Here is a 26,258-nt window from a genome sequence, read left to right as displayed (position 1 = left end):
CAATGCAGAAACACCAACTGACCATCATCAATAAACTCGGCTTGCACGCCCGAGCTGCAAGCAAGTTCGCGCAGACTTCCTCCAAGTTCTGCTCCAATATTAAAGTGCATTGCCAGGGTAAAGCCGTAGATGGAAAAAGTGTGATGGCCCTAATGTTGCTAGCTGCAGGCAAAGGCACGGAGCTAGAACTGGAAATAGAGGGGACAGATGAAAGTGCCGCCTTGGAAGCTATCAGCACACTGATCTCCAATCGATTCGGCGAAGCTGAATAGAGGCCAGTATACTATTGCCACGAAAAGCTCACTCTAAACATTAAATCGCTAAGCTTTTACATCGCCTCCCAAATCCACCACTAGCAGTAAGGACTTGTTGTGCCCAGCTCTCCCCAAGCCGAAATCAAATTCCGCGCACAGAATCAGCTGGGTGAGCTGTATGCCGCGCTGGATAGCGGTACGGGACAAGAAGTCCGGCGCATGCTCAAGACCCTAACTCCCCAGAGTGTTGCGCAATTGCTGGAGAGCTCTCCACCGCGTATCCGCCAGGTACTTTGGAATTTGGTGGACAGAGAAATAGAAGGTGAGGTCCTGCAGGAACTCACCGACGATGTGCGCAGCCAGATCCTCGCCACTATGGATACCGAGGAGATGGTGGAGGTGATGGAAGGCCTGGATGCCGACGACATCGCCGATATACTTCAGCAGCTGCCGGAGCGCGTTGTTGCCGAAGTACTCTCATCGATGACGGAAACCGACCGTCTCCGAGTTGAAAGTGTTCTCGCCTATGATGAGAACACGGCTGGCGGTTTAATGGATACGGACACTATCTCTGTCCGCCCCAACCTGACTCTCGATGTGGTACTTCGCTACCTTAGGCGCCATGAACAACTACCGGAATCTACCGACAGCCTTTTTGTGATTAACCGGAGGGGCCAATATATCGGTCTCTTGCCACTATCCAAACTTCTCACCACAGACCCATCGGTGACAGTTCGCGAAGTGGTCAATACCGATGTGGAACCGATACCCGCAGATATGCCCGACACTGAAGTCGCGCGCTTGTTTGAGAAATATGACTGGATTACCGCACCAGTAGTCGATGAAGATAACCGCCTGCTGGGGCGAATCACCATTGACGATGTAGTAGATGTTATCCGAGAGGATGCAGATCACTCCCTGATGAGCCTTGCCGGCCTCGATGAGGAGGAAGACACCTTTGCCCCAGTAGGGCGCACTGCTCGGCGTCGGGCCGTTTGGCTGGGTATTAATCTGCTCACAGCTCTGCTTGCCTCCTGGGTAATCAGTTTGTTCCAAAATACCCTGGATAAGGTGGTAGCCCTAGCAGTCCTAATGCCCATCGTCGCCAGCATGGGGGGCGTGGCCGGTAGCCAAACGCTGACAGTGGTCATTCGCGGTATGGCCTTAGGCCAGATAGGACGCAGTAATTTAAGCTGGCTACTTTCCCGTGAGCTGGGTTCGGCGGCACTCAATGCTCTTTTGTGGGCGCTTGTGATGGGCTTGATAACCGCCATGTGGTTTGGCGATATATGGATTGCGGTCATTATCCTTGCCGCCATGATAATCAACCTATTAACCGCCGCACTCGCCGGAGCGATATTACCAGTAGCATTGCGTGCCATGAATATAGACCCGGCACTGGCCGGCGGGGTAGCGCTTACTACAGTCACCGATGTAGTAGGCTTTATGTCTTTTCTGGGCTTGGCCACTTGGTACTTTAGCTAAACCACCTCTGGACCAAGCCCCCTTATTTACTGAAAGCGAATCAAAGATGTACGAAGACGACTACGATGACGACCTGCCGAAAAGTAAAAGTCAGGTCAAAAAAGAAATGCACGAGCTGCAGGATCTCGGCAAGCAACTAACCGAGCTCTCCAAGTCCCAACTGGCTGAAGTCCCCATAGATGAGGACTTACAGGAGGCTATTGCTACGCTACATCGGATCAAATCCAATGAAGCTCGCCGGCGCCAGATGCAGTACATCGGCAAGTTGATGCGCAGTGCCGATCAAGAGGCGATAGAATCAGTGTTGAACCGTTTTAAAGAGCGAGACCACCAATACCTGCGTTTCGATAAAATGGCTGAAGACTGGCGCAAACGACTACTGGAAGAAGGCAATAGTGCCCAGGGTGAGTTCTTTGACCAGCATACAAGTGTCGATCACCAACAGCTGCGTCAACTGATTAGGGACTCCCATCGAGAAATCAAAAACAATAAGCCACCAACCAATCAACGAAAATTATTCCGCTATCTTCGCGACTTCTTTATCCAGGAAGCGGAATAAGGACTCCGGGCGCTCCAGAGTTAACTGGCTGGCAGCGCCCGCAATCTAGTCATCAGAAGTTATTGCACTTTCTTATCCCCTGAGGCAGGCACAAAGTCCAGGGCGAGAGAATTTAGGCAGTAGCGCAAGCCAGTGGGCTCTGGACCATCTTTAAAAACATGCCCCAAGTGTTCCCCGCACTTTGATAGCACCTCAGTCCGCTTCAGCCCCCAGCTGTAATCGTCCTTCAAGACAATATTTTGTGGGTAGGCAACATCCCAGAAGCTGGGCCAACCAGTTCCCGATTTAAACTTCTGCTCAGAGCTGAAAACTGGTAGACGGCAACCCGCGGTGACATAGACCCCCTTCTCTTTGTTATACAGAAGCTTGCCACTAAAAGCGGGCTCAGTACCTTTTTTCCAGAGAACCTTGTAGCGATCCTCTGGCAGAATCTGCTTCCACACAGACTTAGGGATCTGATCGAGATCAGTACCCTCTGCAATATGCTTTTTAGCTTGAGCGACCGTCATATTTTGGTCGCGCTGGTGGTCATCTGCCTCAGAGCATGCCGAAAGGGTGACGACGGTAAAAAGAAGGAGGGGCAATAATGAGTGCAACGCCATCTACAGTGCTCCTTTTACAGGGGATCATCACTAAGATTAGATGGCTATTGCACGCTACCTCTGGATATTAAAACTCAAGCTGCAGGTGGGGACTTCTCTTCAGAACCGACTCTAACCTGTGTCTTGTTCCCTTCATGATCCAGAACCGCGCCCTCACGTTTGGCGCCATCTCCATCAAACAATTTCTCAAATCGCATTTGTGGGTCTGACCAGCCGCCACTAATTCGGTAACTGACACTGGCGACCTTTTTAACCTGCTTTTTAAATGCCTTACTGATCAGGTAGACACCCGCAGCCGCAGGCAAGCCACCGGCTAGGGCTGCAACCAGAGCCAGGTTGTTGCCCACCGGCAAAGTAGCCACCAAAGTTAAGTCCAGATCCTCCCGGACCAAGTTAACCCGCCCCGCCATCTGCAGTTCACTGGTGGGCCCCTCCACCTGAATGGGTACTGCAATAAGAAGCTGGCCATCACCTTCAAAGACCACTTCTCCACGCACCCTATCAAAAGCCATACCACTCTTGTAAAGGTCGGTGAAATCAAGACGCAAGCGTCGCGCCCAGGTATCAAAATTAAACAATGACAATAGGCGCAGCACGGTCGAGCCTGTCGCACCGGTTGATCGCAGGAAACGGCCATCGCGAATATCGATCTTAAGCTCTCCGGAGAGAAGACTTCCTTTTACCTGGGTCGGGGCCCCCTCCCACTTCAAAGCAGTCTCAAAGCTCGCCGATTTACTCTCAATCAACGGCTCATGGCCCATGTTCCGCTGGATATCTGCAAGATCATCAGCCACCAATCGACCGATAAACTGTGATGATTGCTGCCCCTCGGCATCCCTCATCCACACCAATTCTGCACCTAGCTCACCACTGTGTTTGCCCTGCCCCTCGATGCGGAACCCTCTCACCGTGCCGTGGATATCACTCACCACCAAACGATCTACAGCTGTCCTCAACTTAAATGACCAGGGGCCCAAGACCTCTTCACCTATTTGAAGGTTATCAGTACTAAAATCGATTTGTGGCAAACTAGTAAAATCAAACTCCGCCAAAGGGTCCGCTACCACCTCCTCCGCAAAGGGGTCTAAGGGAAAAGCTTCATCACCGATTTCAGCCGGTTTCTCTGGCTGAGGCAGACGCAAATGAGCCAGCTTGAGGCGTAACGGTGTACTGCCATCCAATAGGCCTGTTAGATTTCCTGCAACCATTTCACTGTCAAATTTGAGCTTCCAATCTGTCCCCACTCCCTCACCGGTAACATGGATATGCTCAATTTCTGCAGAGCCCAGCCGAAGCTGATCTGTACTGACATCCAGACGTATCGGAAGTGGCTCAATAACACTCTCAGCAGCCTCTCCCGGGTTTTCTGCGGTACTTACAACAGCGCTGCTTGGCTTCGCTGGTTCAGACAACTGATAAATATCCAGCAGAGACTGCCAGCGAGGCAAGTCAACAGTAGAAATATCTCCAGTGACCGTCAACTCCCGCTTGGAGGGCAATTTTGCCTCAGCATTCAAAGCGATTGCAGCCCGATCCAACTCTCCATCAATCAGCCAAAACTGCCCCTGTAAATGCTCCCCATAGTCCAAATGGAACAAGCTGCCCTGCTCCCCAATCGGCACTCGCAATACAAAATTGGTTTCTGCTTCCGCCGTCTTACCAAGTGGGTCAGGCAGGTTTACAGCCACACCGGCCAGGTTGGAAGTGAGCTCAAATACGGCGGCGTAGGGGGTTTCCGCTGATTTTGCAGGAATGGTCACCAGGGCTTGATAATCCATTTCTCCTTCCAGCCACTGCAGTTCTGGCCGCGAACTCCAAGCGTGTACCGACTCAACCAATGCATTGCCATCGATAAGCACCTGGGTATCCCGTGCATCCCCCTCACCAATATGTTGGATACGAGCAGTCAGCGGGAGGCCCCACAATTTGCCGTTCAGTTGGGTCCCTTCAAGGCCTGTCGCACTATCGTATTTCACCAAACCATTCAACGCAGTCGCATTGAGGCGGAGCCCTTTCAGCTGAAGGTCGCCGTGCTTCAGGTTGACTTCAACCTGTTGCTCGGGAACTACTGATGACTGTCCCAAAGGTAGAGTTAAGGATACAACGCCATCCAAATTCCCAGTCAGGCTCCAATCATCAAAGGCACTTCCAAGGTGATCCCTGAGTGGTGATTCACGCAATAATCGCAACCCATCAGCAGCGGGTCCAACCACCTCAGTTTGTACATCGAGGCGTGAGCCTCCACCCCTCTGTGGGGTTACCGCAACCAGAATATTTCCAACATCCATATTCCAGAGCTTGGCTTTATCGGCATTGACCCGCACAGTTTCATCATCAAGCAACAAACGGCCATCCACATCCCTGACCTCAGGCCACTCACTGGCGTAGTCCAGGCTCGCATTTGAAAAGTCGAGCGCCAACTGAATCGTTCTGCGCTTTTGGTGAGTCGCGAATGCTCTAAGGGATTCTTCTTTACCCTCTTTGCTATAACTGCTGCCGCGATAGATAAAGGCCGCACTCTCAACGCGCCCTTGATTGTTCTTACCCAGGCCAGTTTTCAACCAGCTGCGCAAATCATCGCTAACCACAAATGGCACCAGCTCTTCCTGGGTAATAACCCCCGCATCTTTTATCGATAGGGAAAGCACCAGATCCACAGGTCGTGTTTGGGCGTGGAAGGGTAGTGACAGCATAAACTGACCACCGACCTGACCAAGTTCACCGCCAAGCATCAGCGGGCCCGACAATACGTTGACTTCGTTCAACGCCTTATCGACATCCCAGGCTATGGTGCCGCTAGCTTGCTCGAATCCGAAAGCATTCTTATACAAACTGGGAAAGTGCGCCCCGAGGGAGGTACCGTCGAGTTCAACCCGGCCACTGGCGCCCTCAACCTGCAAATATCCACTCAACTGAGTAATTGCCGGGGCTCCTCGAAACGCCTCGACCGCAATATCTTCCAGGTTTGCGCTGATCTCTAACTGCCGGTCCGCACCAGCTCGCAGACGCAGGCTGCGCAACTGACCTTGGGGTTTTAGTGCACGCAACCATTCATCTGCAGCTCCCTCGAGTAACGACAAGCGATTTAAGATACTGCTCCAACCAGCGAGATCGACCAGATCGGCCATCAGGGCTATACCCTCTTGGTCACTGTTAACCTGCAGGTTCAGCGACGGCATTTTCAAGCCCTGCCAATCAATTTCAATATCCTGCAGCGCTAATCGCCAGTGCTCTCCCGGCAACCAGCGGCCCGACAAGTTGCCAGAAAAAGCGCGCAACGGAGCCAGTGTATGCTCTTCTATATCATCTCCTGCCCTTTGCATATCGGTCAGGCTTTCTACTTGGGCCAAGTCCACCTGGCCCACTATGCGATACCCACTTACGGCATCACTATGCAACCACAAGCGGCCGTCTGCCCACTTCTTCCCCTGCCAGTGAAACCGGTCGGGTAACGGGGTGAGTTCGTGAAGCAAGCTGACAATGTCTTCATCCAGTAGCAACTCATTAAGCTGCATATAGCCGCGCAGTGAGAAGTGCTCTTTATCTTTGGGATTGCCCCGCCCCTCTAACACAACCCGTAGGGTCTCTTCATCAACCTGGCTGCTCTCCCCTTCACGGGAAATAAAAGCCCGTGCAGTCAGTCGGTGAAAATCTCCGCTATTTTCCAGCTGGATTTCAGGCAAATTGATTTCTGCCAGCTGCTCATCGGGAAGGCGCACAGTGATCGCTGCATCACTGATTTGGATTTTGGGGCTCAACTGGAATAGGCGGGCCGGATCTGCCGCTTCGGGATTGGGTGCAGTGCTGCCTTCAAGCTTAAGCGGGGCATCGGGAAACCCCTGTAGATACCAGAGGCCATTTTCATCGCGGTTGAGCCCGGCCGAAAACTGATTCATTTGCAGGTCTTTCCAGACCAATTCCCGGTTCCAGAGACTGGAAAGTAGATCCAGCTGGAACAGGCCGTGCCCCATTCTCAGCTCACCGTGCTCCCCCAGACGCAGTCCATCCAGCTGCAATGCAACTTCAAGGGCCTCCCAACGCAGGGAAATACGATCCATCTGTACAGGAACGCCTAGCTGCTCACTAAGCCAATGACTAATCTGCGGACGATAGTTCTCTACCTGCGGGGACAGCAGTCGGCCTGTTTGCACGATGATTGCCAGTGCAATCACCAAACTTACCGACAGTAACCAGAACTTTCTTGCAATCCAGCGTATTACAACCATCGCTATACCCTCACCACCAAACAGGCACGGACCGAGTGCTGACAATAAGCTCTCTTAGCTTGCTGGCGAGTGAATAATGGATTACACAAGAACAATGTCATATTGCTCCTGGTTGTAAATGGGCTCTACCTGGAACTGAATCGGCCGATCAATAAATTCTTCAAGATCGGCGACATTAGCCGACTCTTCATCCAGTAAAAGATCTATAACCACCTGACTGGCCAGTACCATAATTTTTTCACTATCGTAAGAGCGCGCCTCTCGAATAATCTCGCGGAAAATCTCGAAGCAAACTGTCTCCGCACTCTTTAAGGTGCCCCTCCCACTGCAAACAGAGCAAGGCTCACATAAAATCTGCCCCAGTGACTCACGGGTGCGTTTGCGAGTCATTTCCACCAACCCCAATTCGGAGACCCCGGTGATACTGGACTTGGCATGATCGCGCTCCAGGGTCTTTTCCAGGGTGCGCAAGACTTGTCGCTGGTGCTCTGGGTCTTTCATATCGATGAAATCGATAATAATAATCCCACCCAGGTTCCTCAAACGCAGCTGACGGGCAATCGCTGTAGCGGCCTCCAGATTGGTCTTGAAGATAGTCTCTTCAAGGTTTCGATGCCCAACAAAAGCACCCGTATTGACATCAATTGTACTCATCGCCTCTGTCTGCTCTACGATCAAGTAGCCGCCAGACTTCAAGGTGACTTTGTTGTGTAGTGCCCTTCTTATTTCCTCTTCAACACCGTACAAGTCAAACAGTGGGCGCTCACCCGGGTAGTGCTCCAGACGACCGGCAATTTCCGGCGCATATTTACCGGCAAATTCTGCCGCACGGCCGTGGGCCTCTCGGGAGTCTATACGAATCTTTTCGGTATAAGGGCGCGCAAGGTCACGCAATGCGCGCATAAATAGTGGAAGGTCCTCATAGATAACCGAAGTCACTGGACGCTCCTTAATGCGCTCATCCAGCTCCCCCCATAATTTGTACAGAAAGGGGATATCTCTCAGCAGCTCTTCCTCACTCACCCCCTCGGCAACGGTACGCAAAATAAAGCCCCCGTCGGCCGACAAACCATCCTCTGCAAGGCGTAGAGAAGCTGCTTCAACCAACTGGCGCAATCGCTCGCGTTCGTTCTCGTCTTCAATTCGATTAGAGATACCGATATGGCGCGTCTGCGGCATATACACCAGGTAACGTGCAGAAACCGACAGATGGGTAGTCAGCCGGGCACCTTTACTGCTGATAGGGTCCTTCACTACTTGCACGATCAGTGACTGCCCCTCTCTGACTAGCGCGCGGATATCCGCCACCTCGGCATCCCGTGCCTCCATACCTTCTTCGTCGAGAGGTGCAATATCCGAGGCATGGATAAAGCCCGCACGCTCGAGGCCTATGTCGACAAAAGCGGCCTGCATTCCGGGCAATACGCGAATCACCTTTCCCTTATAGATATTTCCTACAATCCCTCGCCGGGCACTCCGCTCCAGGTAGACCTCCTGGAGCACACCATTTTCTACCAGCGCAACCCGGGTTTCAGTCGGCGCAACATTAATTAACAGCTCTTCGCTCAAGATTGGCCCTCCTGCCAATAGGGAATGCCTGCATGATCCAGCATGGGGACTACAGCTTCCAATGGGAGCCCTACAACATTGCTGTAACTGCCACTAAAAGCTTCTACCAAGGCGGCACCAAAACCCTGAATACCGTAACCGCCAGCTTTATCGACAGGCTCTCCAGTACTCCAGTAATCCGCTATTTGAACTTTGGACAAGTGGCGAAACCTGACTCGAGTTTCCACTACTCGGCTAAACTGTCGATCCGGTGAACGCAAGCACACTGCCGTGAAAACAGAGTGCTCTACTCCCGATAACGCCAGCATCATGGACTCAAAGTCAGCAAAATCTAGGGGTTTTTCCAGCAGCCTCTCACCTGCCATAACCACCGTATCCGCTCCCAAAGACCAGAGTCCCTGCGGGCTGTCAGCGGCTTGAAACCCGGCGACAGCCTTGTCGTGGGCCAAGCGTTCTATGTACTCAAGAGGGCTTTCAGCAGGTTGGCGCTGTTCTACAACAGCGGGGGACAATTGGGAGAAAGGCACCCCAATCTGGGCCAACAGTTCGGCGCGGCGCGGCGAACCAGAGGCCAAAAGAAGTCGATTTTCTGAAGCGCTTGTTGTCACTCTATTACATATTCCCTGTGGGTCAGCGGCTGATTATAGCGGCACTGTTCGAAAAATGATCGATTTTTTACACTGATTTACAGTGCCGACGAGACGGTCAACGAACGTGTAAACGCCCGGAAAGCCCCCTGAGCCACGGGGTCACCCAGGGCCAGAGCAGGGCTGTAGTCAAGGCGGGCCACAGGAAAGTCAGCCCGGGTACCGATTTCCCCTCAAGGCCGTGCACCCAGTTGCCCACCACTTGATGAATGCCCACCAGAACAAATACCCACAACAATTGCTGGGCCGGATTAAATGCCCGGGTACGCTGGTAAGTCAGTAAGCTGAAATAGGCGAGTACCGATAGGGCCAGGGCATGAGTTCCCAAGCTCGCCCCCGTAGCCAAATCCTGGGCAATACCGATCATCCAAGCGAACCCCACCCCAAAGGTCTGGGGCATTCGGGTAATCCAGAATATCACCAGCAAAGCCGGAAATGCCGGCCGAAACCAGAGCCACTGCTGTGGCAGGGGCATAACCGAGAGAAGCAGTGACAGCAGAATAGTGACCGCGATAAACCAGCGGTTATTCGCTTGCAACAGAATGTCCTCCACTGCCAATGACCGCCAATACAAAGCGGCTGCGATTCATCCGCCCCCTCGGCAACACTTCAGCCTCCGCAAAAGGTTTACCCGGATCTCTCTGCACTGAGATGACCTCCCCAACCGGATAACCTGCGGGAAAGCGGCTACCCAAGCCGGAGCTGAGCAGCAAATCGCCTTCACGAATATCACTGGTATTAGCAAGATGGCGTAACTTCAGGCGATACAGATCACCTGTACCCTCGGCGACGGTGCGCATACTGTTGCGCAGAACCTGGACGGGAATGGCATGACTGGAATCAGTTATCAGCAGGATACGACTGTAGGAGTCGCCAGCTTCAATCACCTGCCCCAGCAATCCACTGGCATCCATTACCGGGGTACCGATATCAATGCCGTCATCGCGGCCTTTGTCAATCAGCAGCACATGCTCCAAAGGGTCCGGGGTAACACCAATTACCTGAGCCACCAATACTCGGTCATCGACCATTTCTGCTGAGTTCATCAGTTCTTTGAGCTGAGTGTTTTCCGCTTTTACGGCCGCCAATAGTTGGCTGCGCTGTTCCAGCAGTAAAACCTGGCGCTTGAGGCGGCTATTTTCCTCTTGCAGTTCTTCGCGCGAGCGAAACTGCTCATCGGCCCAATCGCCCACACGCTCGGGGGCTCCTGTAACCCAGTACAGTGGAGCAATAACTCCTGATAAGCGTTCTCTGACAGGCTGAAACCAATTGGTGTAATGATCGGAAACGATCAGCGAGATCGCGAGTATGATGAGAAAGCCCAGGCGGTATTCGGCAGAGGGACCGCGGGTAAATAGCGGTTTCACAGGCAATCCCCTCTTAACAGGTCAATCAAAGATGGTGAGAACAGTACAAGCCACAAAAGGTGACTCGCATTTTTTTATTACAAGGAGCTTGCGGATATAGCCACAAGCTCCCTAGCAGGTCACATAATACCGATGTCTACTAGTTAGACATCAGGTAGAGGCGGCTGCGATCCAACATATCCAGCGCTTTGCCGCCACCCCGCGCCACACAGGTCAGCGGGTCATCGGCAACAATCACCGGTAAGCCCGATTCTTCCATCAACAGGCGGTCCAGATCGCGTAACAGAGCACCACCACCAGTCAGCACCATACCGCGCTCAGCGATATCAGAAGCCAATTCGGGAGGGGATTGTTCCAGCGCACTTTTAACAGCCTGCACAATACCAGTCAGAGGCTCTTGCAGGGCCTCGAGAATTTCGTCGGAGTTCAAGGTAAAGCTGCGAGGCACGCCCTCGGCCAGATTGCGTCCGCGCACATCGATTTCGCGAACTTCACTGCCTGCATAAGCGCAGCCAATTTCCTCTTTGATCCGTTCAGCAGTTGCATCACCAATCACACTGCCGTAGTTGCGACGCACGTAGTTGACGATAGCTTCATCAAAACGGTCACCGCCGATACGCACCGAATCGGAATAAACCACACCATTCAGGGAGATAATGGCGATCTCAGTGGTGCCCCCACCGATATCCACCACCATGGAGCCGCTCGCTTCCTCGACATTCAAGCCTGCGCCTATGGCAGCGGCCATGGGCTCTTCGATCAGTGACACTTCGCGAGCACCTGCACCCAGGGCCGACTCGCGAATCGCGCGGCGCTCCACTTCTGTGGACTGGCAGGGAACACACACCAGCACTCTCGGACTCGGGCGCATCCAGCTATTTTCATGCACTTTCTTGATAAAGTGCTGCAACATTTTCTCGGTCACTTGGAAGTCGGCGATAACACCGTCCTTCAGCGGGCGAATAGCGGTAATATTGCCAGGAGTCCGGCCGAGCATGCGTTTGGCTTCTACTCCGACAGCCTCAACGATTTTCTGGCCATTGTAGTGACGGATTGCGACGACAGAGGGTTCGTCGAGTACTACGCCGCGATCGCGAACGTAAATCAGCGTGTTGGCAGTTCCCAGGTCGATGGAGAGATCACTGGAAAACATACCCCGCAAACGTTTAAACATGGAATTCGATTACCTTGTACTAATTATCAGCCCCCAGGTCGGGCACTGCGGGCGCGGCTTCTTTTATGGATACAAATCCTAATTAGTCCGCAAAAATAATTCTGAGTTCCGAGCCGCATTTCGAATCGGATTCTACGCAAAATACCGGAGTCTCTCATCACTCGGCAGGATTCGGCAAACTCTAACAACCGCTAGGCATCAGGGCAAGGCTGAAGGGAGGTCATTTGAGGCCCACTATCCATTACTGCCGGAGCCGGTGAGAATATAACCCCAATGTGCTAAATTTGCCGGTTCTGCCCGCAGCAAATAATCCGGGCAGTTTTCGACTCGCAACTCAAGCTGGAGGAGTCCATCACCATGGCAGTGGATACGCAAACTGTAGAAAAACTCGCGGAACTGGCCCGTATCGCCATATCCAAAGAAACCATCGAAGAAGTCAGCAACCGCCTCGGCGATGTATTGCAACTGGTCGACCAGCTGCAATCCACCAATACCGATGGTATCGCCCCGATGGCGCACCCACTGGATGAAGTCCAGGAACTGCGTACCGACGCAGTGACAGAGACTGACAAGCGCAAAGACTTCCTAGAACTGGCTCCCCAAACCGAAGAAGGCCTCTACCTGGTTCCCAAAGTAATTGATTAGCCGGCCCAACACTGACTAAGTTCACCTAAATACCCAGCCCTCAGCCCGTCTAGAGCCTTTAAGGGAATAATATGCATCAGCTTACTATCGCCGAGATCATCCGTGGATTGCGGAGCAAAGAGTTCTCGAGTACAGAGCTAACCCGCCATTTACTCGGCCGCATCCAGCAACTGGACAGCAACTACAACAGTTTTATTACCGTCACCGAAGAGAGCGCTCTGGCACAGGCCGCGGCCGCCGACCAACGCCTGGCCAGCGGGGAGGCACCGGCACTGTGCGGTGTGCCCATCGCCCACAAAGATATTATTTGCACTAACGGCGTGCGCACCAGCTGTGCCTCAAAAATGCTGGATAATTTTATCCCCCCCTACGATGCCACGGTGGCAGCGAACCTCAACGCTGTCGGTACCGTATCCCTGGGCAAAACCAATATGGATGAATTCGCCATGGGCTCATCCAACGAAAGCAGCTTTTACGGCCCAGTAAAAAACCCTTGGAATACCCGCTGTGTGCCCGGCGGTTCCTCCGGTGGCTCAGCTGCGGCAGTTGCTGCACAACTGATACCCGGCGCCACAGCTACCGATACCGGCGGCTCTATTCGCCAGCCGGCGGCGTTGACAAATACCACCGGGCTGAAGCCCACCTACGGGCGTATTTCCCGCTATGGCATCGTGGCCTACGCCTCCAGCCTGGACCAGGCTGGCCCCATCGCCCGCAACGCCGAAGATGCGGCTTACCTGCTGTCCGCTATGGCCAGCCACGACCCGAAAGATTCCACCAGCCTGAAGCAGCAGCCCTCTGATTTTACCGCCGAACTGAATAACCCGATCACCGGGCTGCGGATTGGAGTACCCCGAGAGTACTTTGGGGAAGGCCTTAACCCTGAAACCGCAAGCCGGGTTCAAGAGGCTTTGAGAGCGTTTGAAAAGCTGGGGGCGCAACTCGTCGATATCAGCCTGCCACATACCGAGTTAGCGATACCTGCTTACTACGTGATCGCCCCCGCTGAAGCCTCTGCCAACCTTTCTCGATTCGATGGGGTGCGCTATGGCTTCCGTTGTGAAGAACCCAAGGACCTGCGCGATCTCTATATGCGCTCCCGTGGTGAAGGCTTCGGCGAAGAAGTGCAGCGTCGCATCCTGGTAGGCACCTACGCCCTATCCGCCGGATATTACGATGCTTATTACAACAAAGCCCAACAGGCCAGACGCCTGATCAAGCAGGACTTTGTCGAAGCATTCGAAAAAGTGGATGTGATTATGGGCCCCACGACCCCCTCCCCCGCTTTCGAGCTTGGCGCAAAGAGCGCTGACCCGGTAGCTATGTACCTGGAGGATATCTACACCATCGCCACCAACCTCGCCGGACTACCTGGCATGTCTGTACCCTGTGGCCTGGTGGACAATATGCCAGTGGGCCTGCAAATAACCGGTAATTACCTGGAAGAGGCGCGCATGCTCAATATCGCCCACCAATACCAACAGGTAACCGACTGGCACAAAGCCAGCGCCGTATAAGGAGATAAATTGTGGAATGGGAAATCGTTATCGGGTTGGAAATTCACGTCCAGCTCTCCACCCAGTCAAAACTCTTTTCCGGCGCTAGCATCCGCTTTGGCGCCGAGCCGAATACCCAGGCTTGCGCTGTGGACCTGGCTATGCCGGGCACCTTGCCGGTACCGAATGAAGAAGCATTTCGCTTTGCGGTAATGTTCGGCCTGGCGATGAACGCGGAGATCGGCAAGCGCTCCGTTTTTGAACGCAAGAATTACTTCTATCCCGACTTGCCCAAGGGCTATCAAACCACTCAATTGGAACAACCTATTGTCGGCCCAGGTGAAGTGGAAATTCACCTGGAAGATGGCAGCAGTAAGAAAGTGCGTTTACACCACGCCCACCTGGAGGAAGATGCCGGTAAATCCCTGCATGAAGATTTCCACGGGATGTCTGGTATCGACCTGAACCGCGCAGGTACGCCGCTGATCGAGATTGTCTCTGAACCGGATATGCGCAGTGCCGCCGAGGCTGTGGCCTACCTGAAAAAAATTCACAGTATCGTAACCTACCTGGGCATTTCCGATGGTGATATGTCCCAGGGCTCACTGCGCTGTGATGCCAATGTATCCGTGCGCTTGAAAGGCGAAGAAAAACTCGGCACCCGCACAGAATTAAAAAACATCAATTCTTTCCGCTTTGTCGAGCGCGCAATTAAAGTCGAAGCTGAACGTCAGATCGATATCCTGGAAGACGGCGGCACCATTACCCAGGAAACCCGCCTCTACGACGCGGACAAAAATGAAACCCGCTCTATGCGCAGCAAAGAAGTAGCCAATGATTACCGCTACTTCCCCTGCCCGGACCTTCTGCCAGTTGTACTCACTGATGAATATGTCGAACAACTGCGCAACATCCTGCCAGAACTGCCTGATGCAAAAGCAGCCCGCTTCCAAGCGGAATATCAGCTATCTGCTTATGATGCAGACCAGCTGACACAGGAGCGTGCCAGTGCAGACTATTTTGAGACTGTGAGTAAATCATGTGGCGAATCCAAGCTTGCCGCCAACTGGATTAACGGTGAACTGGCAGCGCTGCTCAACCGTCGTGAACTGACTATTTCCCAATCCCCGGTTTCTGCCGACCAGCTAGCTGGACTAATCACACGCATCAAAGACAACACCATTTCCAGCAAAATCGCCAAACAGGTATTCGAGGCTATTGCCGACGGAGAGGGCAGTGCCGACGAAGTCATCGAAAAGCGTGGGCTGAAACAGGTTTCCGATACCGGCGCTATCGAAAAAATGGTGGATGAGGTGATCGCTGCAAGCGATGCCCAAGTAGAAAACTACCGCAAGGCAGATGAATCAAAACGCCCCAAAATGATGGGGTATTTCGTCGGGCAAATTATGAAAGCGTCCAAAGGGCAGGCAAACCCGAAGATGATTAATAAAATCCTCAAGCAAAAATTGGACGCACTGCTTTAACCCTCAACATTTCAAGACCTGGGTCGGGCTTCGCCCGACCCCTATTTATGTAGCAAGGATATAGTTTTGAGCCTGAAAAAAGACAAACAAAAAGTACTCGGAGAAGTTTTTGACGAGGAGCGTATTGCTGGATTCTTGATTGGTGAAGCCCCCGCAGGCGTAAACCGGGATTTTCACCTGCTCGAGCGCGCCTACCGAAGCATGAAAGCAGAGAGTTTTGCCACATTTGTTAAGCTGTTTCTCGCTGAAGGCATGGATCTGAACAGCCCTGGCCCCGATGGAAAAACTCTGCTTGCACGTATTGCTGAACACCGCCAGGGCGCAGAATATAGCGAGATTTTAAAAGCCGCTGGCGCCAACTAAGAACTCTGGAAATTTAGGCATCGTACCAGCGAAAGGTGAGAGTATGACTTCAAATCCCGTTCACGGTATCGACGCATTGGTGCGCGGTATCCACTTGATTACCCGGCGTGAGTTACGCCCATTTATCCTGGTGCCATTACTAATAAATCTGGTGCTGTTTATTATTATCAGTAGCATAATGATTTCACAGCTCGGAGGGCTTACCGATTATATCAGTAGCCTGCTTTCCCACACGCCGGTAAATACGGAGAATATGTCCTGGTGGGAAGCCATTATGGCCAAGGGTGCAGCATGGACCGCCAGTGTTTTTCGCTGGCTCGCCTGGATTATTGCACTAATAGTGCTTTTCCTATTTTTCCTTGCTTACGGCTATTTATTTAGCGTCATCACCAACATTATTGCCGCCCCCTTTAACGGTTTGCTCGCTGAGAAAGTAGAAGAATTGCTAACCGATAAAGCTCCTCCTGCCGAGCCGATAGTGCAAATGGTATGGCGTACCCTGGGCCGGGAATTGCGTAAGCTGGGTTACTTTATATTTTGGGGGTTGATCGTATTTATAATTGCCACCATCACCAGCTGGACCATTATTATCCCCGCAGTGCTCACCGCAGTTTGGGGCGCTTGGTGTATGGCTATTCAATACGTTGACTACCCACTGGATAACCACCAACGGCCATTCGATGAATTAAAAACGGTACTGCGCCGCCGTAAACTCACTAGCCTTACCTTTGGTGGGACCGTGATGCTTGCCAAAATGGTGCCGATTTTAAATATCTTTATTATGCCTGCGGCAGTTGCTGGCGGTACGGCTCTGTGGATTGAGCGACTTCGTATTGAAGGGGATCCGGGAGCTCAAACTCCAGTACTTCAGTAACCTTACCAGTAAGATAGGAAGCCCTCTCGTACAGAGGGCTTTTTATTTTGACACTATCTTCCCGATGTTTTCTTCTTTTTCAGTGCGCGATACCAGGGCTGCTGATCCTTGGCAATATAAGCGCTAGCCGACAGGCAATTGGCCAAATCCTCAAGCTCCTGGGTAAGCACTTCACCTGAAAATTTTTTCCTTACCATCTGCTGGAGCTTGTCTGCCAACAATGCATCACGCAATCCCTCTGGCCTCTGAATACCTGCAGAAAGAATTTCAGGAATCCACTCAGACAGATCCCGAACCGTTATCCAATCGTTTCCCTGCTCAGGATAGCCAGAAAAATCAGTATCGAATGCCAGGCCGGAATCGTTATTTAGAAAAGTATTATTTAACAAATGATTGGAATTTTTGAACCTCATAAAGAACTGCTTGGCATCCCCCCTTGAAGGCAGCAACTGAGTGTCATCCTCCAACATCATTGGCTTCAGCTTAATCAATTCAGATTCCGCCATGCCCAATTCCAGTAATTTATGAGTCAGCAAAAACTCCTTTCTACCTACCCCCTCATTCACTCTGCGAGCAGAAAGCTCTACTCCCCCGCCAAGCAAAGCGAGAAAGTCACTCACAATATCACCACCGTGCAAGGCTTCCCGACTGAAAAGCCTCACTCTGAGGGAATCAGCTCCAAATACAGCCGCCCACAACTTTAACTTGGTAAAATAGTCGTAGTAAATTTCAATATCTTTACTGAAAGAAGGGAAAGCCCCTTCATCGTGGCCGAGTAATTTACTCGAGGAGCTCCGATTGGAAGCCGCTCCTCTAGCTCCTTGCTTCTTGAAAGATATTGCCTGTAGGTCTTGCCTACGCAAGTAAACAATTACCACAATCTTATCGAAATACTTGCTACATACTCTCTGAACAAGCTCGATACTATCGCGCTGATACAGATAGGAAAGATGCTCAGCTGAAACTATCACTTGCTCACTGTGGCTCGCAGCAAGCAGCTCATCAAGTCGGGAATTTACCTGGAAATGGACGCGGCCCTTCTCTTTGCATACATCAATACACCCTGAAGAGTTCCCCTTTTTCCCAAGGGAAAGAAATTCAAAGCCTGCCTGATCCAGAGCCTGTACTTGCTCCTTCATTGCCAATTGAAGGGAGCTGGAGCCGGTTTTATGGAAACCGATATGTAGATAAAGGATACGCATCCGAATATGAACTGTAATTTTTATTGAATGAAGGATGTCAATTTCAGGCCGCAAGTAGACTCCAGTATTACCTGTGTCATCTGAAGTCGCAGGGCCTTACTTCACGTAATAAGCCAAATTTGTTTAATTTTAGGACAGAATTGAAAGTTTGAATGAAATTAAAGCCTCTACTGGTACATTCATCACAGTTTAAACCTTAACAAAGCAGAGGAGCGCTGAATAGCAGGAGGAGGAATGGCTTTCTCAAGCAGGTAGTAAGTGCTGTAAGGGCTAACCTCCTTACAGCACACAGGAGAATCAGTGCCGACGTGGACGACGATGACCACCAGAGCCACCGCGACGCCCATCGCGATCACCGTGACTGCGCTGAACTTTCACTTTGGGTGGCTCAACCAAAAGCTCTTCGGGGGGTACTTCGCACTTGAGCTTACCACCGAGCAATTGCTCAATGGGCTCCAGACGCATGGCATCATCTTCACAGGCGAAACTGATAGAAGTGCCCGTTTTACCCGCCCGGCCAGTTCGGCCAATGCGGTGAACATAATCCTCCGGCTCTTCAGGCAAAGTGAAATTCACCACGTGGCTGATACCGTCGATATGAATACCACGCCCGGCGACATCGGTAGCTACCAGCACCTTGGTTTTACCAGACTTAAAGTCATCAAGGGTGCGAACCCGCTTGTTTTGCGCCACTTCACCAGACAACAGGCCCGCAGAAATGCCGTGAGCGAGAAGCTGCTCGTGCAAGCGGCGGCATTGGTCGCGGCGGTTGGCAAAAACAATCAGGCTATCCACTTCTTCTCGCTGCACAATGTTGTAAAGCAAGGTGTACTTTTCTTCGCTGGCGGACAGGTAGACATGCTGCTCCACGGTATCTGTGGCAACTCTCTCCGGCTCAATCTCCACAACTACCGGATCATCCGTCCACTGCTCCACCAGATCATCAACTTCGGGAGTAAATGTGGCGGAGAAGAACATAGTTTGGCGATGAGTTTTACGCGGCGTCTGACGAACAATGCGGCGCACTTGGGGGATAAAGCCCATGTCCAACATGCGATCCGCCTCATCGATCACCAGGACTTCCACCTGATCCAGGAAGCAATCCCGATTGCTGACAAAGTCCAGCAGGCGACCCGGCGTCGCCACCAGGATATCCACCAGCCGCTCATTCAGGTTTCTCTGCTGCTTGTCATAATCCATACCGCCCACCAGGGTATGAATTTCCAGCTCGGTGTGTTTACACAGTGCCTTGGCATCATCGGCAATCTGCATTACTAGCTCACGGGTCGGAGCGATAATCAAGGAGCGGGCTTCGCCGGCATAGCGCTCACCTTCAAACGGGTGCTTGAGCAGATCGTCAATCACTGTGATCAGGAAGGCCGCTGTCTTACCGGTACCGGTTTGTGCCTTACCCACCAGGTCGTGGCCATTGAGGGTGTGGGGAAGGGAGCGACCCTGAATTGGCGAGCAATACTGGAAACCCAGGTCGTGAATAGCGTGCATCAGCTCGTTGGGCAGTCCCAGGTCATGGAAGCGGACCTTGCCCTCCTGTTCTGGAACCTGGAATTCATCCAGGGACCAGGGCGCTGCGGGTGCCGCTGGCTTTCTGCTACGCTGGCGCCCTTTTTGAGCGTTTCTGCTACCGCCCCGGCGCGACTTCCCCTCCGCCTGTGCGGATTTTGTACGCCCCTTGGCAGCCTTATCAGACGGCTTTTGCCCTTCTTTTCGGCGTCCGGAGCTGTCTTCTCCCCGGCGGGAGCCCTTATCCTCTTTGGAGGAGGATCGGCGGAACAACTTTCCTATCAAGTGAAATACTCGCTCAAATGTTCAAATAATCGGCGAGTATAACATCTCTACGGGGATCCCTGCCCGCTATAGTGACGGCACAGCCAGTAATCCACACTGAAAAACCGCCCCGCCCCACTACAAAATAGCGCCAGCAGCATAATGAAGTAGGTAGCTGCAAACTCAATACCATTTTTCAGGATGGTCACTCCTCCAGTTTCCACAAGCCATTCATAATTGCCGTGCTCCTTGAGTAAACCAACAATCTTCTCTTTACGCACCGAAGCTTCATCGATAAGGTCCTTGCGCCACTCCCAGGGCACACTCAAGGTTTTATCCGGCAACGCAGACCAACCGTTCTCCCAGTGGGCCGTAAATGCTGCCACTGCCATCACAAACATCAGGGGAATCGCTACCAACCGAGTCGCTACGCCCAGCAAGATGGCGATACCACCAAAGAATTCCACCAAGGCAGCTATCCACGCCATCAACATCGGCGCTGGAAGCCCCAAGCCCCAATCGGGATTGCCAAACCAGGCAGCGACATCTTCGATATTATTCATCTTATTCATACCGGCCAGGATAAAAATTGGCGCCAAATAAATCCGTAGTAATAATGGCCCCAGCCAGTCTATTTTGCGTACATAATGTACAAAGCAGTTGTACCAACCGCTCAGGCTATTCATAGCTCCACTCATTTAGCTCACTCTCTTATCAGTGTCTTTGTTCACTTTAGTCGAGTGATATCGCCAACTCTTACACAGCCCTATCTCAGCGCCCCACAAAGCACATCTATGCTTGCAGAACCCAAGTAACTTGAGAGCAACCTGGTGGGGAAAACTTACGTACTGGTCCACGGGCTATTTCATGGAGGCTGGTGCTGGAGCAGGGTCGCCAATCTACTGCAGCGTAATGGGCATCGAGTATTCACCCCCACCCACAGTGGTCTGGGGGAACGCAAACACCTACTCTCACCCTCCGTTGGCCTGGATACTTTTATCCAAGACCTGATCAATACAATCCTTTGGGAGGAGTTGCAGCAAGTCACCCTTGTAGGCCACAGCTTTGGGGGAATGGCTGCAACCGGTGCCGCCGACGCTCTACCCGAACGGGTACACAGATTGATCTACCTGGATGGCGCTGTTCCTGAGCCAGGGCGCCCATTCAGCAGCCAACTTCCCAGCGGTATAGAGGAGCAGCGACTAAAACAAGCGCAGAATATTGACGGCACTCTGTGCATTATGCCGCCACCACCAGAAGACCTGGGGATAACCCAGCCAGATGATATCAACTGGCTAAAACGCCGTATGACCCCGCATCCCATCAAAACGTTACTGGATCCCATCCACTTAAAACGCTCTCCTGAGCAGGGCCCTCCATGCACTTTTATTCACTGTACCCAACCCGAGTACCCGCCAGCCATCTACAGTAGCCGCAAAGCAAAGCGGATAAGCGGGTGGGTTTATCGGGAGGCAGCAATAAACCACGACTGCATTATTAATAAGGCAGAAATTGTGGCCAAACTACTTGAGGAAAGTCCGTAATCAGCACTGGGCGCAGGCGCCGTTTGTACCGTAGAATGTCGGACCTTTTTGCAGTACCGCCCCGCCTTCCCCCGGCAGACTGAAAGCCTCTACGAATTTTGGCCCACCGCCCGTTTTCAGCTGTATTTGCGAAGGCCAGGGCCTGTTAACAATCCCCCGCAGGATTAATTTTTTGTCAAAATTAGCCCAGACCCCAGAACCCTCTATCGAGACCAGTAACAAGAGCTCAGGTTTTTCTTTGTTCAAGCTTTACCGAAATGCCACTAAAACCGAACTGTCGCACCTAACCACCTTGGGAGGCCCCCTGGTAGTCAGTAACCTGGCTGTGGTGAGCATGGGAGTTGTCGATACTCTGGTAGCAGGACGCGCTGGAGAAGTAAGTCTCGCCGGGCTCGCCTTGGGAGCCAGTATTTGGGCTGTTTGCGCAGTGACACTAATCGGCCTGCTCGCTGCTATCTCCCCGGTTGTTGCACACTTGCGCGGTGGTCGCGATGAAGCTGGCTGCGCCAGGCAATTGCACCAAGCGCTGTGGATCGCACTGATCGGTGGCATCCTGGTATTCTCCGCCCTGCTTGCGGTTCCTATCTGGAGCCACTGGATAGACACGGAAGAGCCGGTTCGCAAAGTGATGGAGGGCTATGTACTGGCCCTGACTGTCGGTACCCTGCCTTTTGCACTTGGCACGGCGTTGCGCGGTTACTGTGAGGGTATGGGACAAGTGCGCCCGGTAATGCGCATCTATATCACTGCCGCTATTTTAAATATTCCCCTGGATATTCTTTTGGTATTTGGTGCCGGCCCCATACCGGCGATGGGAGGAGCGGGGTGTGGGTGGGCTACCGCAGCGGTCAGCTGCCTGATCGCACTGGCACTCTTCTGGCACGCGAACACTGATCCGGTTTATCACAAGCTAAAACTTAGGCTGTTACCGCCACGCCCCCACTGGCCAACCCTGCGCCACTTGCTCGCAGTTGGCCTGCCAATTTGTGTGGGTGCGGCCAGTGAAGTTACTTTTTTTGCCAGTCTTACCATTTTGCTTGCCCCCTATGGCGCAGCCATTGTCGCCGCCCATCAGATCGGCATGAACGTGGGCTCGATTTTTTACTTGGTCGCACTGGCACTGGCCCAGGCCCTGAGTATCCGCACCGCCCAACTACTCGGTCAGGGACGGCCAAAGCGCGCGCGCTTCTGTGGCAAAGTGGGCATCAGTAGCGGCCTAATCTACGCACTGGGCACCGGCGTACTTTTGATTACCCTGCGTACCCTGTTTGTTCAGGCCTACACCAGCAATGAAGAAATTATTGCAGTGGCCTCCAACCTGCTATTGCTGTGTGCCGCATTCCAGCTGGTGGATGTCACCCAGGCAATGACCTGGGGTGCACTGCGCGGATATAAGGACACCAGTGCGCCCATGTTTATACAGCTATTTTCCTATTGGCTGGTGGGGCTTTCTACCGCCTACTGGCTGGGAGAGAGCTTCTGGGGGGTATACGGTTATTGGACCGGGGTCTGTATCGGCCTGGGAACGGCTTCAATCCTGCTGGGAATTCGCTTTTGGCGAACCAGCCGCAGAGCCATCGAGCGAACCTACGGATACGCGTAATTCGGCGCGTATCACATTCCTCGGGAACGTATTGACTATACTGGCGCTCCAAAGTCCCATTCTGTGCCGGACACAAGGCTCTCCGGCACACCCAGATATACGAAGTTGACCGGAGTGCCGAATGATCCCGCGCCAATCCTCCCGAAGGACCCGACACCTGCTAAGCCTGGCTTTACTGCTTTCATCCACCCAGGCCTTGAGCGCCGACGACAGCACAGGCGAAGAGACAGAAGCGGTCCCCCAGGCTGCCAATATGCAGCTGGACCAACCGGTGATCACAGAACTGGGGCCACCCACCAACGCTGCCCCTACTGAAGAGCAATCCCAGTCGACAGATGCTGGTTCTGAAGAAGTTTCCCTGCCCCAAGCGGAAAATCTGGAGCTGGACCAACCTATTCAGGAACTGGATAAACCGGCAGCTCCCACCGAGACTGCTCCCACTGCCGATAAAGAAACTGAAACAGTTAAACCTCAACCAGAATTACCAGAGCCCGGCACCATCTCCCTGGTTCCGGGAGAGACTGCCAAGCCTCTGCGGTTATTAGGCTCAGAGGTTCCCCCTGCGACCTCCACGCGCCTGGCCTGGTCTCCCAGCCAACACTTCGAAGGGGTCTATAGCCCCACCGCTGTATTAGTGGTTAACGGCGCCAAGCCAGGGCCGGTTCTCTGCCTTACTGCTGCAGTGCACGGTGATGAATTGAACGGTGTGGAAACTGTGCGGCGGGTTATGTACGACCTGGACGCAGACCATTTGAGCGGTGCGGTAATTGGCGTACCCATCGTCAACCTGCAAGGCTTCCATCGAGGCTCCCGCTACCTGACTGATCGACGCGACCTGAACCGGCACTTCCCCGGCGATCCCAATGGCTCTTCGGCCTCGCGAATTGCCAATTCATTTTTCCACGAGGTGATCAGCCACTGTAACGCCGTGGTGGACTTACATACGGGTTCTTTTTATCGCACCAACTTGCCACAGCTGCGCGGCGACTTAACCAATCCCAAGGTAGTGAAAATGACCCAGGGTTTTGGCTCCACTGTAGTGCTGCACAGCGCCGGAGCCAAGGGTACCCTGCGCCGCGCCGCTGTGGAGACAGGTATTCCTACTGTTACTCTGGAAGCCGGAGCACCCATGGTGCTGGATGAGCTATCGGTAAGTCACAGCGTGAAAGGTATACGCACTCTGCTCAACCAGCTGGGTATGGTCAGTAAATTCCGCCTCTGGGGCGACCCCGAACCGGTTTACTACACCTCCACCTGGCAGCGGACATCGACCGGTGGGGTTATCTTTAGTGAGGTACAGCTCGGTGAGTTTGTACGTAAAGGCGACTTACTGGGAACGGTAACTAACCCAATTACCAATGTACGCACAGAAATTCGCTCTGAGCACAACGGCCGCATTCTCGGCATGGCATTGAACCAGGTCGTGCAACCGGGATTTGCCGCCTACCATATCGGTATCCAGGCTCCCCAGGAACAAATCAGCCAGCCCCAGGAAGTAGTAGCGGAAGAGTCGGTCGCTGACAAATCAGAGAGCAAAGTACCGGCCACTCCAGAAAACCGCCAACCGCCGACAGAAGGTGAGGAGTAAATCCTCACTTATTAATCACTGACTTTATCGATCACCGTCACTTCGGGCGTTGTCAAAGGTTCCGGCTGAAGAGTGATATGGTCGATATCGAAGCGCTTGACCAGGGTTTCCCGCAAGCGCTCCAGTACGCTGGGCCAAGCCTGTAAGTCATCCACCACAATATGGGCCGATAGGGAAATAGTGCTGGAATCCAAGCGCCAAATATGAAGATCGTGCACAGAGCGCACCCCGGTTACCGCCGCCAGTGTCTCGCCCACAACCGGAAGGCTCAATTCCCTGGGTACCCGCTCCATCAATACATCGATTGCATCCCTGAGCAGTCGCACGCAGGAAACCAGGATTAGCAGGCAAATAAGCAGTGAAAGCAGGGGGTCGATGGGTACCCAACCGGTAAAATAAATCACAGCTCCGGAAGCCAGTGCTGCGACAGAGCCCAGCATATCGCCCATCACATGCAAAAGCGCACCGCGAATATTGAGCGTGCGCTCGCCTTTTAATAAAACCCAGGCCGCCAGAATATTAATCAGTAACCCCATGGCCGCAATCAACATCACCGTACTGCCGTGCACCGGCTGGGGATTGCGCAACCTATCAATGGCCATAAAAGAAATACCGACCACGATCAGTAGCATAATCAGGCCGTTGGTTACCGCAGCTAAGACCTCCGCTCGCCCCCAGCCAAACGACAATTCCCGATCAGCGGGCTTTTTCGCCAGTACTGCGGCAATAGCCCCCAGTGCCAGGGCAAAAGTATCGGTCAGCATATGGGCGGCATCACCGAGCAATGCCAGTGAACCAGATAGCCAACCACCTATGGCTTCAACTATGGAAAAACTGAGAGTGAGAACCAGTGCAATAATTAATGGGCGCAAAGCCCCATTGCCGGTTCGGTGGTGGACATGATCATGCATAGGCTCCCTCCTCAAATCCCTGTGGCAGCTCCGCAGGTATCACTATTTTTGCCCTAAGGTAATTCGCTCCCAACCGGAATAATCCCTGCGACTTGAAACTTTATTCAATCCCGCCGCAGAAAAAATATCCCGCACGCTCTCAGCTTGCTGCCAACCGTGCTCCACCATTAGCCAGCCATCGTTTTCCAAGTAATCACTAGCGGTTGTGGCGATATGCTCAATATCTGCCAAACCCTGTCGCTCTGCCACCAACGCAGTGCGGGGCTCAAAGCGCACATCGCCCTGCACCAAGTGCGGGTCAGATGCATCGATATAGGGAGGGTTGCTAACGATCAGGGAAAACGGCTGTGGCTCCAAACTGGAAAACCAATCGCTCTGGATAACTTGCACATTTTGCAACTTGAGGGAGCGCCGGTTTTCCTCTGCCAGTGCTACCGCAGCGGGTGATTTCTCCGCTGCAATAATTTCCCATCCCGGTCGCTCCGACGCCAGAGCCAGTGCAATAGCACCAGTGCCAGTGCCCAGGTCCAATGCTCGCAACCTGCCCTGGGGGAAAAACTCCAGCGCGGTCTCCACCAATAATTCAGTGTCCGGGCGGGGGATCAGGGTGGAGGAATCCACCTTTAGCGGCAGGGACCAAAATTCGCGCTCACCGATAAGGTGTGCCACCGGCTCTCCCGCTTGCCGGCGCTGGAGCAACTGCTCATAGCGCACTTGCTCAGCTTCATTCAATTCGTATTCCGGCCAGGTATAGAGCCAGGTGCGCTCGCGCCCCAACACACTGCCGAGCAGAAGCTCTGCATCCAGGCGCGCGCTGTCGCTATCGGTTAATTGGGCGCAGCGTGCGATATTTTCCTTGACGCTGGTCATGGAGAAAAAC

At 53.0% G+C, this 26,258-nt stretch carries 23 protein-coding genes; 11 read left to right on the top strand and 12 right to left on the bottom strand.

All coding sequences use genetic code 11. The features are described from left to right. Positions 1–2 precede the first annotated feature (2 nt). The 3 genes from ACJJI3_RS22005 (at position 3) to yjgA (ending at position 2,298) form a co-directional block, all read left to right on the top strand. Positions 3–272, top strand: a complete 270-nt coding sequence (locus ACJJI3_RS22005; protein ID WP_444918013.1) for an HPr family phosphocarrier protein — start codon at positions 3–5, stop codon at positions 270–272. Positions 273–371: 99 nt separating this feature from the next. Next, positions 372–1,739: a magnesium transporter gene (mgtE, locus tag ACJJI3_RS22000; RefSeq protein ID WP_413663049.1), complete on the top strand. Its 1,368-nt coding sequence runs from the start codon at positions 372–374 to the stop codon at positions 1,737–1,739. Between the two features lie 46 nt (positions 1,740–1,785). Then, entirely contained in the window at positions 1,786–2,298 is a 513-nt protein-coding gene (yjgA, locus tag ACJJI3_RS21995; RefSeq protein WP_444940942.1) for a ribosome biogenesis factor YjgA, read from the top strand. A 59-nt stretch (positions 2,299–2,357) separates the two neighbouring features. On the opposite strand, the gene msrB is transcribed toward yjgA, so the two are convergent. From msrB to ACJJI3_RS21960, 7 genes are all read right to left on the bottom strand, one after another. Continuing rightward, positions 2,358–2,900 carry a peptide-methionine (R)-S-oxide reductase MsrB gene (msrB, locus tag ACJJI3_RS21990; protein ID WP_444940941.1) on the bottom strand — a complete coding sequence of 181 codons (543 nt, stop codon included), beginning with the start codon at positions 2,898–2,900 and terminating at the stop codon, positions 2,358–2,360. A 74-nt stretch (positions 2,901–2,974) separates the two neighbouring features. Then, positions 2,975–7,171 (bottom strand): YhdP family protein, encoded by a 4,197-nt coding sequence (locus ACJJI3_RS21985; protein WP_444940940.1) that lies wholly within the window; start codon positions 7,169–7,171, stop codon positions 2,975–2,977. Positions 7,172–7,207: 36 nt separating this feature from the next. Further along, positions 7,208–8,695, bottom strand: coding sequence for a ribonuclease G (gene rng, locus ACJJI3_RS21980; RefSeq protein ID WP_444940939.1), 1,488 nt, complete (start codon positions 8,693–8,695; stop codon positions 7,208–7,210). Next, on the bottom strand, positions 8,692–9,303 hold the full coding sequence (locus ACJJI3_RS21975; RefSeq protein ID WP_444940938.1) for a Maf family protein: 612 nt from the start codon (positions 9,301–9,303) through the stop codon (positions 8,692–8,694). Before ACJJI3_RS21975 ends, rng begins: the two co-directional genes overlap by 4 nt. A 97-nt stretch (positions 9,304–9,400) precedes the next feature. After that, positions 9,401–9,880: a rod shape-determining protein MreD gene (gene mreD / locus ACJJI3_RS21970; protein WP_413663055.1), complete on the bottom strand. Its 480-nt coding sequence runs from the start codon at positions 9,878–9,880 to the stop codon at positions 9,401–9,403. Then, positions 9,867–10,709, bottom strand: coding sequence for a rod shape-determining protein MreC (gene mreC, locus ACJJI3_RS21965; protein WP_413663056.1), 843 nt, complete (start codon positions 10,707–10,709; stop codon positions 9,867–9,869). The genes mreD and mreC overlap by 14 nt, the downstream gene beginning before the upstream one ends. 139 nt (positions 10,710–10,848) lie before the next feature. Continuing rightward, positions 10,849–11,883 (bottom strand): rod shape-determining protein, encoded by a 1,035-nt coding sequence (locus ACJJI3_RS21960; RefSeq protein ID WP_020412569.1) that lies wholly within the window; start codon positions 11,881–11,883, stop codon positions 10,849–10,851. A gap of 357 nt (positions 11,884–12,240) precedes the next feature. Here ACJJI3_RS21960 and gatC point away from each other — a divergent pair, with 357 nt between their 5' ends. The 5 genes from gatC to cysZ all read left to right on the top strand — a co-directional run bounded on the left by gatC (position 12,241) and on the right by cysZ (position 16,745). Further along, the gene (gene gatC / locus ACJJI3_RS21955) at positions 12,241–12,528 is read left to right on the top strand and encodes an Asp-tRNA(Asn)/Glu-tRNA(Gln) amidotransferase subunit GatC (protein WP_444896336.1); all 288 of its coding nucleotides are present in this window, start codon (positions 12,241–12,243) and stop codon (positions 12,526–12,528) included. 71 nt (positions 12,529–12,599) lie between these two features. Next, positions 12,600–14,045: an Asp-tRNA(Asn)/Glu-tRNA(Gln) amidotransferase subunit GatA gene (gene gatA / locus ACJJI3_RS21950; protein ID WP_444940937.1), complete on the top strand. Its 1,446-nt coding sequence runs from the start codon at positions 12,600–12,602 to the stop codon at positions 14,043–14,045. Between the two features lie 11 nt (positions 14,046–14,056). Next, the gene (gatB, locus tag ACJJI3_RS21945; protein ID WP_444940936.1) at positions 14,057–15,508 is read left to right on the top strand and encodes an Asp-tRNA(Asn)/Glu-tRNA(Gln) amidotransferase subunit GatB; all 1,452 of its coding nucleotides are present in this window, start codon (positions 14,057–14,059) and stop codon (positions 15,506–15,508) included. Positions 15,509–15,574: 66 nt separating this feature from the next. Continuing rightward, positions 15,575–15,871, top strand: coding sequence for a PA4642 family protein (locus tag ACJJI3_RS21940; RefSeq protein WP_444918020.1), 297 nt, complete (start codon positions 15,575–15,577; stop codon positions 15,869–15,871). Positions 15,872–15,914: 43 nt separating this feature from the next. Continuing rightward, positions 15,915–16,745 (top strand): sulfate transporter CysZ, encoded by an 831-nt coding sequence (gene cysZ / locus ACJJI3_RS21935; protein WP_444940935.1) that lies wholly within the window; start codon positions 15,915–15,917, stop codon positions 16,743–16,745. Positions 16,746–16,798: 53 nt separating this feature from the next. Here the strand turns inward: cysZ and ACJJI3_RS21930 are convergent, their stop codons facing one another. The 3 genes from ACJJI3_RS21930 to ACJJI3_RS21920 all read right to left on the bottom strand — a co-directional run bounded on the left by ACJJI3_RS21930 (position 16,799) and on the right by ACJJI3_RS21920 (position 20,430). Continuing rightward, complete coding sequence (locus ACJJI3_RS21930) at positions 16,799–18,001, bottom strand: hypothetical protein (protein WP_444940934.1); 1,203 nt, start codon at positions 17,999–18,001, stop codon at positions 16,799–16,801. Positions 18,002–18,244: 243 nt separating this feature from the next. After that, positions 18,245–19,753 (bottom strand): ATP-dependent RNA helicase RhlB, encoded by a 1,509-nt coding sequence (gene rhlB / locus ACJJI3_RS21925; protein WP_444940933.1) that lies wholly within the window; start codon positions 19,751–19,753, stop codon positions 18,245–18,247. A 47-nt stretch (positions 19,754–19,800) separates the two neighbouring features. Continuing rightward, entirely contained in the window at positions 19,801–20,430 is a 630-nt protein-coding gene (locus tag ACJJI3_RS21920) for an HvfX family Cu-binding RiPP maturation protein (RefSeq protein ID WP_444940932.1), read from the bottom strand. 132 nt (positions 20,431–20,562) lie between these two features. Here ACJJI3_RS21920 and ACJJI3_RS21915 point away from each other — a divergent pair, with 132 nt between their 5' ends. The 3 genes from ACJJI3_RS21915 to ACJJI3_RS21905 all read left to right on the top strand — a co-directional run bounded on the left by ACJJI3_RS21915 (position 20,563) and on the right by ACJJI3_RS21905 (position 24,467). After that, positions 20,563–21,276, top strand: coding sequence for an alpha/beta hydrolase (locus ACJJI3_RS21915; protein WP_444940931.1), 714 nt, complete (start codon positions 20,563–20,565; stop codon positions 21,274–21,276). Positions 21,277–21,448: 172 nt separating this feature from the next. Beyond that, the gene (locus ACJJI3_RS21910) at positions 21,449–22,879 is read left to right on the top strand and encodes an MATE family efflux transporter (RefSeq protein WP_444940930.1); all 1,431 of its coding nucleotides are present in this window, start codon (positions 21,449–21,451) and stop codon (positions 22,877–22,879) included. Positions 22,880–23,000: 121 nt separating this feature from the next. Next, positions 23,001–24,467, top strand: coding sequence for a succinylglutamate desuccinylase/aspartoacylase family protein (locus ACJJI3_RS21905; RefSeq protein ID WP_444940929.1), 1,467 nt, complete (start codon positions 23,001–23,003; stop codon positions 24,465–24,467). Between the two features lie 11 nt (positions 24,468–24,478). Here ACJJI3_RS21905 and ACJJI3_RS21900 read toward each other — a convergent pair whose 3' ends face one another. Further along, the gene (locus tag ACJJI3_RS21900) at positions 24,479–25,378 is read right to left on the bottom strand and encodes a cation diffusion facilitator family transporter (RefSeq protein WP_444940928.1); all 900 of its coding nucleotides are present in this window, start codon (positions 25,376–25,378) and stop codon (positions 24,479–24,481) included. A gap of 42 nt (positions 25,379–25,420) precedes the next feature. Further along, positions 25,421–26,248 (bottom strand): peptide chain release factor N(5)-glutamine methyltransferase, encoded by an 828-nt coding sequence (gene prmC / locus ACJJI3_RS21895; protein WP_444896328.1) that lies wholly within the window; start codon positions 26,246–26,248, stop codon positions 25,421–25,423. Positions 26,249–26,258 lie beyond the last annotated feature (10 nt).

The sequence above is a fragment of the Microbulbifer maximicatervae (SeqCode) genome (assembly GCF_052466985.1).
This window is presented reverse-complemented; position numbering and strand designations above follow the sequence as displayed.